Genomic DNA, 15,187 nt, shown 5'->3' with positions numbered 1-15,187 from the left:
CGGAGCGGGGTGCAGACAAGGGATCTTGGGTGGCACCGTCCGGTGTCACGGTACAGAAGGAGACATCACCATGGCAGCAGTGTGCCAGGTGACTGGAGCGGTTCCCGGCTTCGGTCACAACATCTCGCACTCGCACCGCCGGACGAAGCGCCGCTTCGACCCGAACGTGCAGAAGAAGACCTACTTCGTTCCGTCGCTGGGTCGCAACATCAAGCTCAACGTTTCGGCGAAGGGCATCAAGGTCATCGACGCGCGCGGTATCGAGGCCGTCGTCCGTGACCTGCAGGCGAAGGGCGTGAAGCTGTAATGGCGAAGAAGGCTCAGGACGTCCGTCCGATCATCAAGCTGCGTTCGACCGCCGGCACGGGGTACACCTACGTGACGCGCAAGAACCGCCGCAACAACCCCGACCGCATCGTGCTCAAGAAGTACGACCCCGTGGTCCGCAAGCACGTCGACTTCCGAGAGGAGCGCTAAGCACATGGCTAAGAAGAGCAAGATCGCGCGCAACGAGCAGCGCAAGGTCGTCGTCGAGCGCTACGCCGCGAAGCGCGCCGAGCTGAAGAAGACCCTGGTCGACCCCAACGCGACCGACGAGGCCCGCGAGGCCGCCCGCGTGGGTCTGCAGAAGCTCCCCCGCAACGCGTCGCCCGCGCGCGTGCGCAGCCGCGACGTCATCGACGGCCGCCCCCGTGGCGTCCTCACGAAGTTCGGCGTCTCGCGCGTCCGCTTCCGCGACATGGCCCACCGTGGCGAGCTGCCCGGTGTGACCAAGTCGTCCTGGTAAGCACCAGAACCACCGCGGAGGGCGGGGGTCCCGAGAGGGGCTCCCGCCCTCCGTCGTTTCCACCGCGGGCGACCTCCGGGGCGTCCCTCGCGTCACTCGCGCCCCACCCGAAGTGCGACACGCCGCCCTCCCGCGGGCGAAATGCGTCAAAATCCGCGTAATTCCGCGGTTCGGTTGATACTGTCGAGGCGGTCTCCCGACCACCGAGGGGAATCTCTCCTCGTCCGATGTAACGAGAGGCGACTCGACCGTCGCCTGGAGGACAAACCACATGGCCGACAAGTCCATCACCAAGACCGAGCTCGTCGCGAGCATCGCCAGCGCGACCGGACAGAGCCAGTCCGCCGTGTCGAGCGTGCTCGACTCCCTCTTCTCCACCGTCTCCGAGGCGGTCGCCAAGGGCAGCAAGGTCTCGATCCCCGGCTGGATCGCGTTCGAGCAGGTCGCCACGTCGGCCCGCACCGGCCGCAACCCCCAGACGGGCGAGGAGATCTCGATCCCCGCGGGCAAGCGCGTCAAGGTCACCGCCGGCTCGAAGCTGAAGGCTGCCGTCAAGTAAGACGACGAGACCTGTCGAGAGGGGGGATGCCAGTGGCATCCCCCCTCTTGTGTTCCCGCGCGACGTAGGCTTGGGGGGTGAATCCCCGAGCCCTGCGCGTGGCCGGACCCGTCATCCTCGTCGTGGTCTCGGTGATCTGTGTCGTCGCAGGTCTCGCCTACGGCGGGGGTGCTGCGCCGACGCTCCTGGCCGACCCCGGCCCGGCCGTGCGGTGGGGTCTGCCGATCGCGACGCTCGTCGTCAACCTCTCGGCGGCGACCATGGTCGGCGCGCTCGTGCTGGCTCTGTTCGCCTTGCCCGCGGGGGAGCGGCCGTTCGAGATCGCTCTGGACACGGCATCCATCGGTGCGGCCGTGTTCACCGTGTCGGCCGCCGCCACGGGCTTCCTCACGTTCCTCAACGTCATCAACGCGACCCCGACCCTCGATCCGCTCTTCGGTCAGCAGCTCGGGCGCTTCCTCGTCGAGACCGAGGTGGGCCCGGCGTGGCTCATCACGACGATCGCCGGTGCGGTCCTCACGGTGCTGACGTTCGCGGTACGCACGTGGATCCCGACGCTCCTGGTCGCGATCCTCGCGCTCGCCTCGCTGATCCCCATGGGCACGCAGGGCCACGCGGGGACGGAGGCGAGCCACACCGCCGCGGTCACCTCCCTGGTCCTCCACATCCTCGCCGCGGCGGTCTGGCTGGGCGGCCTCGTCCTCCTCGTCGTCGTGCGGCCGGCGATGAGCCGGTCGGAGCTCCAGACGACGCTGTTCCGCTACTCCTCGATCGCCCTGGTCGCGTTCCTCGTCGTGGCCGTCTCGGGCACGGTGCGCGCCTCGATCGGCCTCGTCGGGTGGCAGAACCTGCTGTCGCCGTACGGCATCCTGGTGCTGATCAAGGTCACGGCGCTCGTGGCGATGGGCATCCTCGGCGCGTGGTACCGTCGTCGCCTGATCGCCCGCATGGGCGACGAAGAGGGGTCGCGCCGCTTCTGGGGCGTCGTCCTGCTCGAGCTGGTGTTCATGGGCGTCGCCAGCGGCGTCGCCGTCGCGCTCGCCCGCACGCCCCCGCCCGCCGCCGACCTGCCCCTCATCGGCACGACCCCCGCCGAGGTGCTGACCGGCTCGCCGCTCCCGCCGGAGTTCACGATCGATCAGTGGTTCACCGCGTGGGACATCGACCTGCTGTGGGCGTTCGTCGCCGGTTTCGGGCTGTTCTTCTACCTCGCGGGGGTCTGGCGCCTCCGCCGTCGCGGCGACTCCTGGCCGATCTACCGCACGATCCTGTGGTCGCTCGGCATGCTGTCGATCTTCTGGGTCACCTCGGGCCCGCTGAACGTGTACCAGGACTACCTGTTCAGCGTGCACATGATCGAGCACATGCTGCTGTCGATGGCGATCCCGCTCCTCCTGGTCGCGGGTGCTCCCGTCACCCTCGCCGCGCGCGCGATCCGCAAGCGCGACGACGGCTCGCGCGGCGGCCGCGAGTGGATCCTGTGGGCGGTGCACAACCCCGTCGCCAAGGTCCTCACGAACCCGTTCGTGGCGGCGGGGCTCTTCATCGTGTCGCTGTGGGCGTTCTACTACACCGACCTGTTCCGCTGGTCGCTGTACGACCACGTCGGCCACATCTGGATGGTCGCGCACTTCCTCATCACTGGGTACCTGTTCGTGCTGAGCCTCATCGGCATCGACCCGGTGCCCTACCGGCTCCCCTATCCGGGGCGGCTCTTGATCCTCATCGCCGTCATGGCGATGCACGCGTTCTTCGGCATCGCGATCATGATGAACTCCGGCCTCATGGCCGCCGAGTGGTTCGGATCGATGGGCCGGACGTGGGGCGACACCCCGCTGCAGGACCAGTACACGGGTGGCGGTGTGGCGTGGAGCGTCGGCGAGATCCCGACGCTGATCCTCGCGATCACGGTCGCGATCCAGTGGAGCCGCAGCGACGAGCGGCAGCAGCGCCGCCGCGACCGCCACGTCGACCGGGTGGGCGACGTCGAGCTCGACGAGTACAACGCCGAATTGCAGCGGCTCGCCGCACGCGATGCGCGCGCCGCGGAGCGCACGGCGGCGAAGGGCCGCTGAGACCGGGTCCGGTCAGTCCAGGCTTCCGCCGATCGAGATGGATGCCGAGCCGTCCGGCTGCACGGAGATCTGACCGTCGACGGTGAAAGGCACGTCCTCTTCCACGGTGCGGACGGATCCGTCGAAGATCGAGCGGATGTCGACCTCGATGTGGGCCGTGGCCTCGGCCGAGGGGATCCGCCAGCCGGCCCCGTCGGGGACGACCGAGACCGTCGGCTGGTCGATGATCGACCAGGTCGGCGCGTCGTCGATGCGGTTGCGGACCGTGAAACCGAACGGGCAGCCCGTGGGCTGCAGCACCCTCTGCTCGGCGCAGCCGGTGAGGAAGTCCTCGACCCGTTGCTGCACGACGGAGACGAACTCGTCGGTGGGCTCGGCCTGCACGTCGACCGGTACCCCGGTGAGGGGGGAGTCGGCGAGGATCGCGACGCCCGGGGTCGCCGAGATCGGCGTGTCGACCGCGACCGAGTACAGCCCGGGCGAGAACACCAGCAGCGGCACGGCCGCCGAGGCGTCGGCATCCACCCCGTCGACGGAGACCTGGCGTTTGTCGATCTCGAATCCGTTGACCGAGAAGCGCATCGATCCGCGCACGGTGAGGTCGACGACGGCCAGGGGGCTCACGGCGAAGCGCCACCGAGGGACCACGCCGATCCACCCGTCCTGGCGGATCGCGAAGGTCGTCCGACCCTCGTAGGAGCCCGCGCGGTACTCGACCGTCACACGGATGACGTCGTCGACGACGGTCTCGGCGGTGACGTGCGCGGAGGTGATCGTCTGCAGGGCGTCCGTGCGGAGGAGTGCGTCGGATGCCGTGGCGGGAAGCCCCGCGCTCTGGAGCTCCGTCGAGTCGACCGCGACGCCCGGGACGGCGAGGGCTTCGGCCGCGCGACGGTCCTGGAGCAGCTCGAGGTAGTGCAGCACGAAGGCGCGCGGGCTGTAGAGCTCGCGGTAGGCCGCCGCCGCCCCCGCCCCCAAGGCGGCGATCAGCAGCACGCCCACGACACCGAGGATCGTGAGGTCGCGCGCGAGCAGGCGCGGGCGCGACGGGGCAGCACCCGTAGGCGCTGCCGGGCCCCCGTCCGTCGCGTGCACGCACCCAGTCTAAGAAGGCGACCTGCACGCGAGCGGAATATGGCGGTCGGGGACGCCTCAGCGCGGCGCGGCGAGCTCCTGCACGATCGCCACGGCCGCCAGCTGCCCCGCGGCGATCGCCGCCGCGAGCGTGGCCATGGAACCGGGGAAGTGGTCGGCGTGGGCCATGTCGCCGGCGGCGAGGATGCGTTCGACGCTCGTGCGGCCGAAGGGATCGACCCGCACCGCGCCGGATTCCTGGAACGCGACGCCGAGCTGCTCCGCGAAGGGCGCGCGTTGCCGGGACACGGGGGCGACGAACGCCCCGGCGACCTCGAGAGTCGAGCCGTCCTCCAGGGTGAGGTGCAGTCCCTCGTCGACCCCGTCCACCCGGAGCACGCGCGCCGGGTCGAGCACGACGACCTCGGATGCCACGGGCTCGAGCATTCCCCGTAGTTTCGCGGCGTGCGGCGAGGCGTTCAGTACGGCGACCGGGCGCTCCGCGAATTCGTGACCGTGACAGAACGGGCAGTTCGCGACCCGGTGGCCCCAGTGCTCCGCGAGTCCGGGGATCGGAGGGAGGTCGTCGGCGAGGCCCGTGGCGAGGACGAGATACTCGGCGCGAAGGATCTCGCCGTCCACGTCCACACGCACACCGTCGGGATCTGCCGCGACCGAGGAGACGGCGGTGTCCCGGATCTCGACCGTCGCGTAAGCGGCGAGCTCCTCGCGGCCCCGCGCGCGCAGATCCGCGGGCGCGACGCCGTCGTTGCCCAGGAGGTTGTGCGCGTGATCGACGGTGGCATTGCGATACTCGCCCGAGTCCACGAGCAGCGTGCGGCGGTGCATGCGCCCGAGGGTGAGGGCGGCCTGCAGGCCGGCGGGTCCAGCGCCGATGATGATGGCCTCGTACATGACGGGCTCCTTCCGTTTGCGTTCGCGATCATCGTGTGACTTCATGTCGACATGAAGTCAAATGGCGAGACGATCGGCGACGCAGCCGCGCGGTTCGGGCTCGAGACGCACGTGCTGCGGCACTGGGAGGACTCCGGGTTGCTGCACCCGGCGCGGAACCCGGCGGGGAGGCGCCTCTTCGGCGACGCGGACCTGGTGCGGATCGCGGTGATCCTCCGCAACAAGGCGGCGGGGATGTCGCTCGACCAGATCCGCGTGCTGCTGGACGAGGGTGCCCCCGACCGGCACCGCGTGCTCGAGGAGCACGTGGCCGAACTCGACCGCCGCGCCGCCGACATCGCGCAGGCGCGGGCGATGACCGAGCACGCCCTGCGCTGCCGAGCGCACGACATCACCCAGTGCCCCCGCTTCCGTAGCCACGTCGAAGACGTCCTCGTGGGACAGGCGCGCTGGCTCGTCAGCCACACCGAGCCACCGGAATGAAAGCGCCGGCCGTCCACAGCGCTCCCGCCCGCGGCATCCCGCGCGAACTAGCATGAACCGGTGACCACGCCCCCTCTCTCGACCGAGCAGCAGGCGCTGTTCCGGCTGATCGAGGACACGCGCGAGCACGTGTTCGTCACCGGCCGCGCGGGCACGGGCAAGTCGACGCTCCTGCAGCACCTGGCGTACAACACGAAGAGGCAGATCGCCGTGTGCGCGCCGACGGGCGTGGCCGCGTTGAACGTCGAGGGGCAGACGATCCACTCGCTGTTCCGGCTGCCGATCGGGCTCATCGCGAACGGCGACATCGACCAGAACGATGCGACCCGCAAGCTCCTCAACGCGATCGACACCCTCGTCATCGACGAGATCTCGATGGTGAACGCCGACCTGATGGATGCCATCGACCGCTCGCTCCGGCAGGCCCGCGGTCGCCGCGCCGAGCCGTTCGGCGGGACGCAGATCGTGATGTTCGGCGACCCGTACCAGCTCGCACCGGTGCCGCCGCGCGGTGACGAGGCGCGCTACATCCGCGATCACTACCGCTCGTTCTGGTTCTTCGACGCGAAGGTCTGGTCCGGCGAGACCTCGGGCGACGGACTCATCGACATCGGCCGTCACGGCGCCGACCTGCACGTGAACGAGCTGGTCGAGATCCACCGGCAGTCCGACCCGGGCTTCAAGTCGCTGCTGAACGCCGTGCGGTACGGACGCGTCACGGCCGACATGGCCGGCATCCTCAACTCCGCCGGTGCCCGCACGCCGCCGCACCCCGCCGACGGCGAGCACCCGATCATCACGCTGGCGACCCGCAACGACCGCGTCAACGAGATCAACCGCCGACACCTCGAAGAGCTCGTCGGTCGCACGCAGACGGCGAACGCCGAGATCTCGGGCGACTTCGGGCGGGGCGAGGCGAACTACCCGGCCGAGCTCGCGTTGACGCTCAAGATCGGCGCGCAGGTGATGTTCCTGCGCAACGACTCGGCCCAGTTCGGCGAGGGGCCGCGGTGGGTCAACGGCACGATCGGCACGGTCACCCGTATCGCCGGCGACAGCGTGCGGGTCGAGGTCGACGGTGTCGAGCACGACGTCGAGCCCGCCGTCTGGGAGCGCTACCGCTACGCCTACGATCCCGGCACGAAGAACCTCTCGCGCGAGATCGTCGCCGAGTTCACGCAGTTCCCGCTCCGGCTGGCGTGGGCGGTGACGATCCACAAGTCGCAGGGCAAGACGTACGACCGCGCGGTCGTCGACCTCGGAGCAGGGGCGTTCGCCCCCGGGCAGACCTACGTCGCGCTCAGCCGACTCACCTCGCTCGACGGCCTCTACCTCTCGCGTCCGCTCCGCCCGAGCGACATCCGCGTCGATGAGGACGTCCGGCGGTTCATGAAGCAGGCCTGGCTCGGCCGCCAGCAGGCGGCGCAGGCCTGAGCGCCCGGCTCAGGCGACGTGCGACGCCTTCGCCCGCGCGAGGTCGGCGCACAGTTCGGTCGTGAAGCGGTAGGCGACGAGCACCTCGTCGATGACGCGCTCCTTCTCGTCGTCGTCCCACGGGGCGGCATCCAGTTGTTCCCGGTAGACGCGCTTGAACGCCGTGGGGTCGGCGATCTCGGCGAAAAGATAGAGGCCGATGCCGTTGGTCTCGAAGCCGAACCGGCGCTGCAGAGCGCGGCCGATGGACCGGCCGCCCGAGAGGTCGCCGAGGTAGCGCGTGTAATGGTGGGCGACGAAGCCGCCGGGCCAGCGCACCGCGAGACGGCGGATCCGCGACACGTAGGCCTGGGTCGTCGGGAGGGGAGCGATGCGTTCGCGCCAGTCGGCACCGACGAGGAACGCCAGGTCGGCCTCGATCGCGGGCAGGCGCGTGAGCTTGTCGCTGAGGAACACCGAGGCGACCGGGTCGTCGCGCAGCAGATCCGCGCCGGCCTCGAGCGCGGCGTAGATGAACCACTGCTGCGAGACGTGGGCGATGTAGTCCTCGCGGGTCCCCGCGCCGGTGATGAGATCGGCCATGAAGTCCGCGAGCTCGGACGGGGCGTGTGCAGCGCTCGATCGTTCCCGCAGGGCGGCGGTGAACGAGGCGACGGCGTTCATGCCGACATCATACGCAACGGGTTAGGCGAACCTAACCCCGAACGTCCATGGATGCCGTCTGCATCCGCAACCGTGATCGAGCCGTGACTCCGCGACCGTGCACCCCGGCGCTGCGTGTGTTCAGCGTGTGTTTGAATTCTTCGAGCGCGCGATTCGTCGTGCGCGGAATCATCCGGGGGTGGACATGTGGGGTTGGCGCCGATCAGTGGCCGTCGTGGTCGCGGGAGCCAGCATCATCGCCGTCACCCTTACGGGGTGCACGCCGGAGGCGACGGCATCCATCGACGTTCCCGAGCAGGCGCAGGGCGCGCTGCCCGACGACACGGTCTCCCAGCTTCGGGATGCCGTGACCTCGGCGATGGCGATCACCGGTTCGACCGGCGCGATCGTCGGTGTCTGGGCGCCCTGGAGCGGCTCTTGGGTCTCGGGCCTGGGGACGCAGGGTCCGGGCGGGGCCGAGGTCACCGCCGACATGGGCTTCCGCGCCGCGGACGTGACGCGCGCGATGACCTGCGACATCGTCTACGAGCTCGCCGCCGACGGCACGTTCTCGCTCGATGACCCCGTGACCGACTGGGTCAGCGGCCTCCCGGGATTCGACGACATCACCCTCGGTCAGCTGTGCAACGGCACGTCGGGCCTCGGCGGGTACCAGTCGTACCTCTCGAACCAGGTGCTGACCAACCCCGACCGCGTCTGGAACGTCCGCGAGCTCATGGCGTACGGCATCGCCAGCCCCCGGCAGAACGCGCCGGGCGCGGCGTACGCGAACGCCGACACGAACTACCTCCTCGCGGGCATGGCCGTCGAACGCGCCACGGGAGAGACGCTCTCCGATCTCATCGCCGAGCGCGTGGCACGCCCGCTCGGACTCGACGCGACCTCGCTCCCGGGCCCCGCCGCCGCGGCACCGTCGGCCGATCCGCTCAACGGGTACTGGTCGCGGCCCAATGCCGACGGCGCATGGAACTGCACCGACCCCGGCGACTACACCGTGACCTCGGCGAGTCTCGGGGCCGGCGACTCGGGCGTCGTGACCGACATCACCGACCTCGGCCGGTACGCGCAGGCCCTCGCGACCGGCGCGCTGCTGCCCCAGGACAACACCCGCTTCGCCTCCCCACTGCCCGCCAGCGGCGATGCCCCCACCTGGTACACCGCCACGGGCGCCGCCTACCAGGCCGGTTCGCTCATCGGGCAGTTCGGCTCCGTCCCCGGCTACATCGTGGGCGCGTTCGCCGACCCGTCGACCGGCATGTCGGTCGCCGTGGTGCTGAACAACTCCGGAGCGAACGAGAACGCCGGCGCGTGGCTCGCGTGGGAGCTCGCGGCGATCGCGTCGAAGGCGCCCGCCGCCGACGGCCGCTCTGTCCCCGAGGCCGGTCTGCCGTGGACGGCGGAGCAGATGCGCAACAACCTCAGCACCATCGCCATCTGCCCTCCCGCGCAGTGACCGCCCGGGTGGTCGCACGATGACCGCGCGCTCGGGTCGGGGGTCCGCGGCCGCCCTGGTCCTCGTGGGGCTCGCGTGCCAGGAGGTCGGCGCCTCGTTCGCGGTCATGCTCTTCCCGGCGACCGGGCCGCTGGGCATCGTCATGCTGCGCCTGGTGTTCTCGGCCCTGCTGCTGCTCGCCATCGCCCGGCCGCGGCTGCGCGGCCACACGGCGGGCGCGTGGCGTTCGGTCGTGTGGTTCGGTGTGGTGCTGGCATCCATGAACGGGCTGTTCTACCTCGCGCTGGAGCGGCTTCCGCTGGGCGTCACCGTGACGATCGAGGTGCTCGGTCCGCTGACCCTGTCGATCCTCACGGCGTCCGGACTCGCCCGCTGGCTGTGGGCCGGTCTCGCCCTCGCGGGCGTGGGGGCGCTCGGGGCGGGCGGATGGGACCGACTCGATGCCCTCGGCGTCGTGTTCGCCCTCGCGGCGGCCGTGAGCTGGGCGCTGTACATCCTCGCCTCCGCGCGCGTGGGGCGGGAGTTCCCGCGGTTGGACGGCCTCGCGCTCGCGATGACCGTCGGCGCCGTGATCGCGCTGCCCTTCGGTGTCCTGCAGGCCGGTTCCGCGCTGCTCCAGCCCGGCATCCTGGCGCTGGGCGCGGCGGTCGCCCTGCTGTCGTCGACGGTGCCGTACGCGCTCGAACTCATCGCGTTGCGCCGCCTCCCGGCATCCGCCTTCGCGATCATGATGAGCCTCGGCCCGGCGACCGCGTCCATCGCCGGTTTCCTCCTTCTCGGACAGCACCTGTCGTGGCTCGAGATCGCCGGTATCGCGCTGGTCATCGCGGCGAGCATCGGTGCGGTGACCGCCGCCTCCCGGCGACCCGCGATCGAACCCGTCGGCTGAGGACGGATGCCACGTCCCGGCGCCCCGCGCCATCGGCATCCGATGTCCATCTTCGGGGGGTAGAACGTACTCATGCCCATCATCGACAGCGCCGTGTACGTCGACGGTCACCGCATCGAGAACCCGTCGAGCCTCGACCAGACGTTCGAGTACATGGAGGCCCACGGCGGCATGGCGTGGATCGGCCTGCTGCGCCCGTCCTCCGACGAGCTCGAGCGCGTGGCCGCGGAGTTCTCGTTGCACCCGCTCGCGGTCGAGGACGCCCTCGCCGGGCATCAGCGGTCGAAGCTCGAGCGCTACGGCGACAACCTGTTCGCCGTGCTGCGGCCCGCGCGCTACGACGACGCGACCGAGACGGTCCACTTCGGAGAGCTGCACGTCTTCGTCGGCTCCGACTACGTCGTCACGGTGCGGCAGGCGGAGGTGCCCGACCTCGCGCGGGTGCGTCGGCGCCTCGAGGGTCAGCCGGAGCTGCTCGCGCGCGGCCCCGAAGCCGTGCTGTACGCGATCCTCGACGAGGTGGTCGACCAGTACGACCCCGTCGCGGCGGGGCTGCAGAACGACGTCGACGAGATCGAGGACCAGCTCTTCGGTGGGGGCGACGCCGAGCTGACGCAGCGCATCTACGAACTCGCGCGCGAGGTGATCCACTTCCAGCGGGCGACCGAACCGCTGCGCGACATGTTGGAGGCGCTGCTGCGAGGTGCCGACAAGTACGGGGTGGAGATCGAGCTGCAGCGCTCGCTCCGCGACGTGCTCGACCACGTCCTGCGGCAGTGCGACAAGCTGGCCTCCCTCCGCGCGATCCTCGACAACGCCCTCACCGTCAACGCCACGCTCGTCACTCACCGGCAGACCGAGACGTCGCTCGAGCAGAACGAGCAGGTCAAGAAGATCTCCGGCTGGGCGGCGATCCTGTTCGGGCCGTCACTGGTGGGCGCGATCTACGGTATGAACTTCAAGAACATGCCCGAACTCGACTGGACTCTGGGCTACCCGATGGCTCTGGCGCTGATGGCGGCGACGTCCTTCGGCCTGTGGCTGACCTTCAAACGCAAGCACTGGCTCTGAGAACGCACGGCGCGCTTCGCCTCGGAGCGGGCCGTGGTGCCGATGATGGACGGGTGACTGACACCACTCCCGCGGGCTCCGGCGGCGCTGCCGAGCCGACCACCACCTCGACCGTGCACCTCGAGGACGAGGGGTACCACAAGCGCCTGAGTTCGCGTCAGGTGCAGATGATCGCCATCGGCGGCGCGATCGGCACCGGCCTGTTCCTCGGCGCCGGAGGGCGCCTCGCGCAGGCGGGTCCGGCGATCGTGCTCTCGTACGCCGTGTGCGGGCTCTTCGCGTTCTTCATCCTCCGCGCGCTCGGGGAGCTCGTGCTGCACCGCCCCACGTCGGGCTCGTTCGTCTCGTACGCGCGGGAGTTCTTCGGCGAGAAGGCCGCGTTCGTGTCGGGCTGGTTCTACTGGATCAACTGGGCCACGACGACGATGGTCGACATCACCGCGGCAGCGCTCTACATGAACTTCTTCGGCAAGTACGTGCCGTGGATCGGCGCCGTCCCGCAGTGGGTGTGGGCGCTCGCCGCCCTCGTCACCGTGCTCGCGGTCAACCTCGTGTCGGTGAAGGTGTTCGGCGAGTTGGAGTTCTGGTTCGCGCTCATCAAGGTCACGGCCCTCGTGGCGTTCCTGCTGGTGGGCATCTACTTCGTCGTTTTCGGCACGCCCACCGGAGCCCCCGTCGGGGTCTCGCTCATCGCCGACAACGGCGGCTTCTTCCCCAACGGCATCCTGCCCGCGATCATCCTCATGCAGGGCGTCGTGTTCGCCTACGCCTCGATCGAGCTGATCGGCACGGCCGCGGGCGAGACGAAGAACCCCGAGAAGGTCATGCCGCGCGCGATCAACTCGGTCATCATCCGCGTCGCGGTGTTCTACGTCGGCTCGGTGCTGCTGCTGTCGCTCCTGCTGCCCTTCACCGCGTACTCGAAGGACGAGAGCCCGTTCGTGACGTTCTTCGCCTCGATCGGCGTGCCCGGCGTCGACGTGATCATGAACCTCGTGGTGCTGACCGCGGCGCTGTCGTCGCTGAACGCGGGGCTGTACTCCACCGGCCGCATCCTCCGGTCGATGGCGGTGGCCGGTTCCGCTCCGAGGTTCGCCGCCCGCATGAACAAGGCGGGCGTGCCGTACGGCGGCATCGCGATCACGGCGTTCGTCGCGCTCTTCGGCGTCGTCATCAACTTCGTCGCCCCGAGCGATGCGTTCGAGACCGTCCTGAACGTCGCCGCCGTTGGCATCCTCGTCACCTGGGCGACCATCATGCTCTGCCAGATGAAGTTCAAGCGCCTCACCGACCGCGGTGAGCTGGTGCGTCCGAAGTTCCGGCTGTTCTGGGCTCCCTACACGGGGTACCTGACCCTGGCGTTCCTGGCGATCGTGCTCGTGCTGGTGTTCGTGGACTCGCCCGCGACCGCGCTCGTCGCGCTGGGGGCGAGCATCTGCATCGCGATCGGCTGGTTCGCGTGCCGCAAGCGCATCGCCGAGCTCGCCGAGGAGCGCGAGGGCTACACCGGCACGGTGCCGGTGGTGCCCTCCCCGTTCTCGAAGGAGTAGCCCGTTCGCGTGAGTCGCCAAGATTTGTCGCTTCTCGGCGAGCCGAGGCGACAAATCTTGGCGACTCACGCGCCTAACGGCCAGCCCGTGTAGGCCTCGGCCAGGTACGCGCGGCCGTGCTCCGACTCCACCACCGAGCGCAGCTCGCCGAGCTGGCGGCGGCGGTCGAAGTCGGTGGCATCCGGGGCCACGTGGAGCAGGCTCGTCATCCACCACGAGAAGTGCTGCGCCTTCCAGATGCGGCGCAGCGCCCGCTCGGGGTACGTCAGCAGCGCGCGGTCGTCGCCCTCGAGGAGCAGCGCGCGCAGGGCCTCGGCGAGCAGGCGCACGTCGGCGACCGCGAGGTTCATGCCCTTCGCGCCCGTGGGCGGGACGGTGTGGGCCGCGTCGCCGACGAGCGCGACCCGACCGCGGAGCAGTTGGTGGGCGACGAAGCTCCGGAAGCGCAGCACATCGCGCTGGAAGATCGGCCCCTGCGTCAGCGTCGTGCCGGGCACGCGCTTCTGCAGCTCGTCCCACAGCTGCGCTTCGGAGTACGCGGCGGTGTCGGTCTCGGGATCGCACTGGAAGTACATCCGCTGCACGGTCGCGGATCGCTGGCTGATCAGCGCGAAGCCGTCGGGGGAGTTGCTGTAGATCAGCTCGTCCGAGCTCGGCGGCGCCTCGCACAGGATGCCGAACCACGCGAACGGGTACTCGCGGAAGTAGCCGCCGGTGCTCGACCCGGTCACCGCGGCGCGGGCGACGCTGCGCGACCCGTCGGATCCGACGACGAACTCCGCCTCGATCTCGAACGGCTGCCCGTCGGCGTCCCGGGCGATCACGCGCGGGCGGTCGGTCTCGGCATCCACGACGCTGTCGGCCGTGACGCCGAACCGCAGGTCCTGCCCCGCGGCGAGGCGCGCGGCGATGAGGTCCTTCAGCACCTCGTGCTGCGGGTACAGCCAGACGGCGCGGCCCACGGCGTCGGCGAAATCGATGCGGTGGCCCTCGCCGGCGAAGCGCAGCTCGATGCCGTCGTGGCGGTGTCCGACGGTGCGCACGCGCGACGCGTCGCCGAGGGTGTCGAGCAGCTCGACCGTGCCCTGCTCCAGGATGCCGGCGCGGATCGTGCTCTCGATCTCGTCGCGCGAGCGCTGGTCGATGACGACGGAGGGGATGCCGGCGGCATCCAGGAGGTGCGAGAGCAGGAGTCCCGCGGGGCCGGCGCCGACGATCGCGACACGGGTGCGGACGGTGGGGGTCATGGCGTCTCCTTCGACGGGTACCCGCCCGATGATCGCCGGATCGCCTCCCCATCGCTGCGCGATTCCCGATGAACGGGCCGCCTTCCCCCCGTGTGAGTTGCCAGGACTTGTCGCTTCTCGGGCGCCGGATGCGACAAATCTTGGCGACTCGCGCGAACGAGCGGGGTCAGCGGCGGTAGCCGAGGGCGCGCTCGGTGTCGCGGGCGGCGCGGTGCAGCTCGCCGAGGGCGAACTGCGTCTCGGCGTCGCGCGGCAGCACCACCGACAGCGCCGCGATGACCGCGCCGGTCTCGTCGCGGACGGGCACCGCGACACCGGTGGACACCTCGTCGACGTAGCCCGGGGCGATGACCCGGCCGAGCGTCCGGATCTCGGCGAGCGTGCGGCGCAGGACGGTGGGGTCGGTGATCGTCGCGGGCGTGACGGGGGCGAGCGGCTGACGGAGCACCCGCTCCTGCAGGTCGTGCGGGGCGAATGCGAGCAGCACCAGCCCGGACGAGGAGGCGTGCAGGGGGAGCCGCCCCGCGACGCGCGTGATGTTCGCCCCCGAGTCCGGCGCGCTGAGCCGCTCGAGGAACAGCGCCTCGTCCTGCTCGAGGATCGCGAGCTGCGTGTGCTCGCGCACGCGCTGCTGCACGCGCTCCATAAAGGGCAGCGCCGCCTGCCGCAGGCGCAGCGCGTGCGACGACCGGGTCGCCAGCTCCCACAGGCGCATGCCTACCCGCACGCGTCTCTCCTCGTCGCGCTCAAGGAGTCCGGCATCCACGAGTTCGTTCACGATCCGGTGCGCCGACGAGCTCGGCAGGCCGGCCCGGCGGCCGATCTCGGCGGTCGTCTGCGCGGTGCGCGTGGGGGTGAAGGTCTCGAGGATGCGCACCAGGCGGTCGGTCACCGAGTCGCCCGAGGGGGAGTTCGCCATGGACTCAGGATGCCATGACTCCCATTCAGCGGGAACGCACTGGCGCGCGTACCGGCGCGTGCCGGAGC

16 protein-coding genes are annotated in these 15,187 nt (G+C 70.3%); 11 read left to right on the top strand and 5 right to left on the bottom strand.

The window, feature by feature from the left end:
- The first annotated feature begins 70 nt into the window (after window positions 1-70).
- The 5 genes from rpmB to QM517_RS10385 all read left to right on the top strand — a co-directional run bounded on the left by rpmB (window position 71) and on the right by QM517_RS10385 (window position 3,421).
- Complete coding sequence (gene rpmB / locus QM517_RS10405) at window positions 71-307, top strand: 50S ribosomal protein L28 (protein ID WP_013584774.1); 237 nt, start codon at window positions 71-73, stop codon at window positions 305-307.
- Window positions 307-477 (top strand): 50S ribosomal protein L33, encoded by a 171-nt coding sequence (gene rpmG, locus QM517_RS10400; RefSeq protein ID WP_013584775.1) that lies wholly within the window; start codon window positions 307-309, stop codon window positions 475-477. The genes rpmB and rpmG overlap by 1 nt, the downstream gene beginning before the upstream one ends.
- A 4-nt stretch (window positions 478-481) precedes the next feature.
- Window positions 482-787 carry a 30S ribosomal protein S14 gene (rpsN, locus tag QM517_RS10395; protein WP_022878196.1) on the top strand — a complete coding sequence of 102 codons (306 nt, stop codon included), beginning with the start codon at window positions 482-484 and terminating at the stop codon, window positions 785-787.
- A 271-nt stretch (window positions 788-1,058) separates the two neighbouring features.
- Window positions 1,059-1,346: an HU family DNA-binding protein gene (locus QM517_RS10390; protein WP_022878194.1), complete on the top strand. Its 288-nt coding sequence runs from the start codon at window positions 1,059-1,061 to the stop codon at window positions 1,344-1,346.
- 77 nt (window positions 1,347-1,423) lie between these two features.
- The gene (locus QM517_RS10385; protein ID WP_283287205.1) at window positions 1,424-3,421 is read left to right on the top strand and encodes a cytochrome c oxidase assembly protein; all 1,998 of its coding nucleotides are present in this window, start codon (window positions 1,424-1,426) and stop codon (window positions 3,419-3,421) included.
- A 12-nt stretch (window positions 3,422-3,433) separates the two neighbouring features.
- Here QM517_RS10385 and QM517_RS10380 read toward each other — a convergent pair whose 3' ends face one another.
- Both QM517_RS10380 and QM517_RS10375 read right to left on the bottom strand, forming a co-directional pair.
- Window positions 3,434-4,516 (bottom strand): hypothetical protein, encoded by a 1,083-nt coding sequence (locus tag QM517_RS10380; protein ID WP_283287204.1) that lies wholly within the window; start codon window positions 4,514-4,516, stop codon window positions 3,434-3,436.
- Window positions 4,517-4,573: 57 nt separating this feature from the next.
- Window positions 4,574-5,410: an NAD(P)/FAD-dependent oxidoreductase gene (locus tag QM517_RS10375; RefSeq protein ID WP_283287203.1), complete on the bottom strand. Its 837-nt coding sequence runs from the start codon at window positions 5,408-5,410 to the stop codon at window positions 4,574-4,576.
- 51 nt (window positions 5,411-5,461) lie between these two features.
- Between QM517_RS10375 and QM517_RS10370 the strand changes: the two genes are divergently transcribed.
- Window positions 5,462-5,893 carry a MerR family transcriptional regulator gene (locus QM517_RS10370; protein WP_283287202.1) on the top strand — a complete coding sequence of 144 codons (432 nt, stop codon included), beginning with the start codon at window positions 5,462-5,464 and terminating at the stop codon, window positions 5,891-5,893.
- 60 nt (window positions 5,894-5,953) lie between these two features.
- The gene (locus QM517_RS10365; RefSeq protein ID WP_283287201.1) at window positions 5,954-7,327 is read left to right on the top strand and encodes an ATP-dependent DNA helicase; all 1,374 of its coding nucleotides are present in this window, start codon (window positions 5,954-5,956) and stop codon (window positions 7,325-7,327) included.
- A 9-nt stretch (window positions 7,328-7,336) separates the two neighbouring features.
- Here QM517_RS10365 and QM517_RS10360 read toward each other — a convergent pair whose 3' ends face one another.
- Window positions 7,337-7,990, bottom strand: coding sequence for a biliverdin-producing heme oxygenase (locus QM517_RS10360; RefSeq protein ID WP_283287200.1), 654 nt, complete (start codon window positions 7,988-7,990; stop codon window positions 7,337-7,339).
- Window positions 7,991-8,174: 184 nt separating this feature from the next.
- Here QM517_RS10360 and QM517_RS10355 point away from each other — a divergent pair, with 184 nt between their 5' ends.
- From QM517_RS10355 to QM517_RS10340, 4 genes are all read left to right on the top strand, one after another.
- Window positions 8,175-9,443, top strand: coding sequence for a serine hydrolase domain-containing protein (locus QM517_RS10355; protein ID WP_283287320.1), 1,269 nt, complete (start codon window positions 8,175-8,177; stop codon window positions 9,441-9,443).
- Between the two features lie 19 nt (window positions 9,444-9,462).
- Window positions 9,463-10,332, top strand: coding sequence for an EamA family transporter (locus QM517_RS10350; protein ID WP_077051186.1), 870 nt, complete (start codon window positions 9,463-9,465; stop codon window positions 10,330-10,332).
- Between the two features lie 72 nt (window positions 10,333-10,404).
- Window positions 10,405-11,403: a magnesium/cobalt transporter CorA gene (gene corA, locus QM517_RS10345; RefSeq protein WP_077051187.1), complete on the top strand. Its 999-nt coding sequence runs from the start codon at window positions 10,405-10,407 to the stop codon at window positions 11,401-11,403.
- Window positions 11,404-11,516: 113 nt separating this feature from the next.
- Window positions 11,517-12,953, top strand: a complete 1,437-nt coding sequence (locus QM517_RS10340; protein ID WP_283287318.1) for an amino acid permease — start codon at window positions 11,517-11,519, stop codon at window positions 12,951-12,953.
- 65 nt (window positions 12,954-13,018) lie between these two features.
- Here QM517_RS10340 and QM517_RS10335 read toward each other — a convergent pair whose 3' ends face one another.
- Window positions 13,019-14,200 carry a 4-hydroxybenzoate 3-monooxygenase gene (locus QM517_RS10335; RefSeq protein WP_283287197.1) on the bottom strand — a complete coding sequence of 394 codons (1,182 nt, stop codon included), beginning with the start codon at window positions 14,198-14,200 and terminating at the stop codon, window positions 13,019-13,021.
- A gap of 166 nt (window positions 14,201-14,366) precedes the next feature.
- Entirely contained in the window at window positions 14,367-15,119 is a 753-nt protein-coding gene (locus QM517_RS10330) for an IclR family transcriptional regulator (RefSeq protein WP_077051190.1), read from the bottom strand.
- Window positions 15,120-15,187 lie beyond the last annotated feature (68 nt).

Source organism: Microbacterium sp. IEGM 1404 (assembly GCF_030056775.1).
GTDB lineage: Bacteria > Actinomycetota > Actinomycetes > Actinomycetales > Microbacteriaceae > Microbacterium.
Note: the sequence above shows the minus strand (reverse complement) of the source record. Positions and strands in the feature narration are given on the sequence as shown.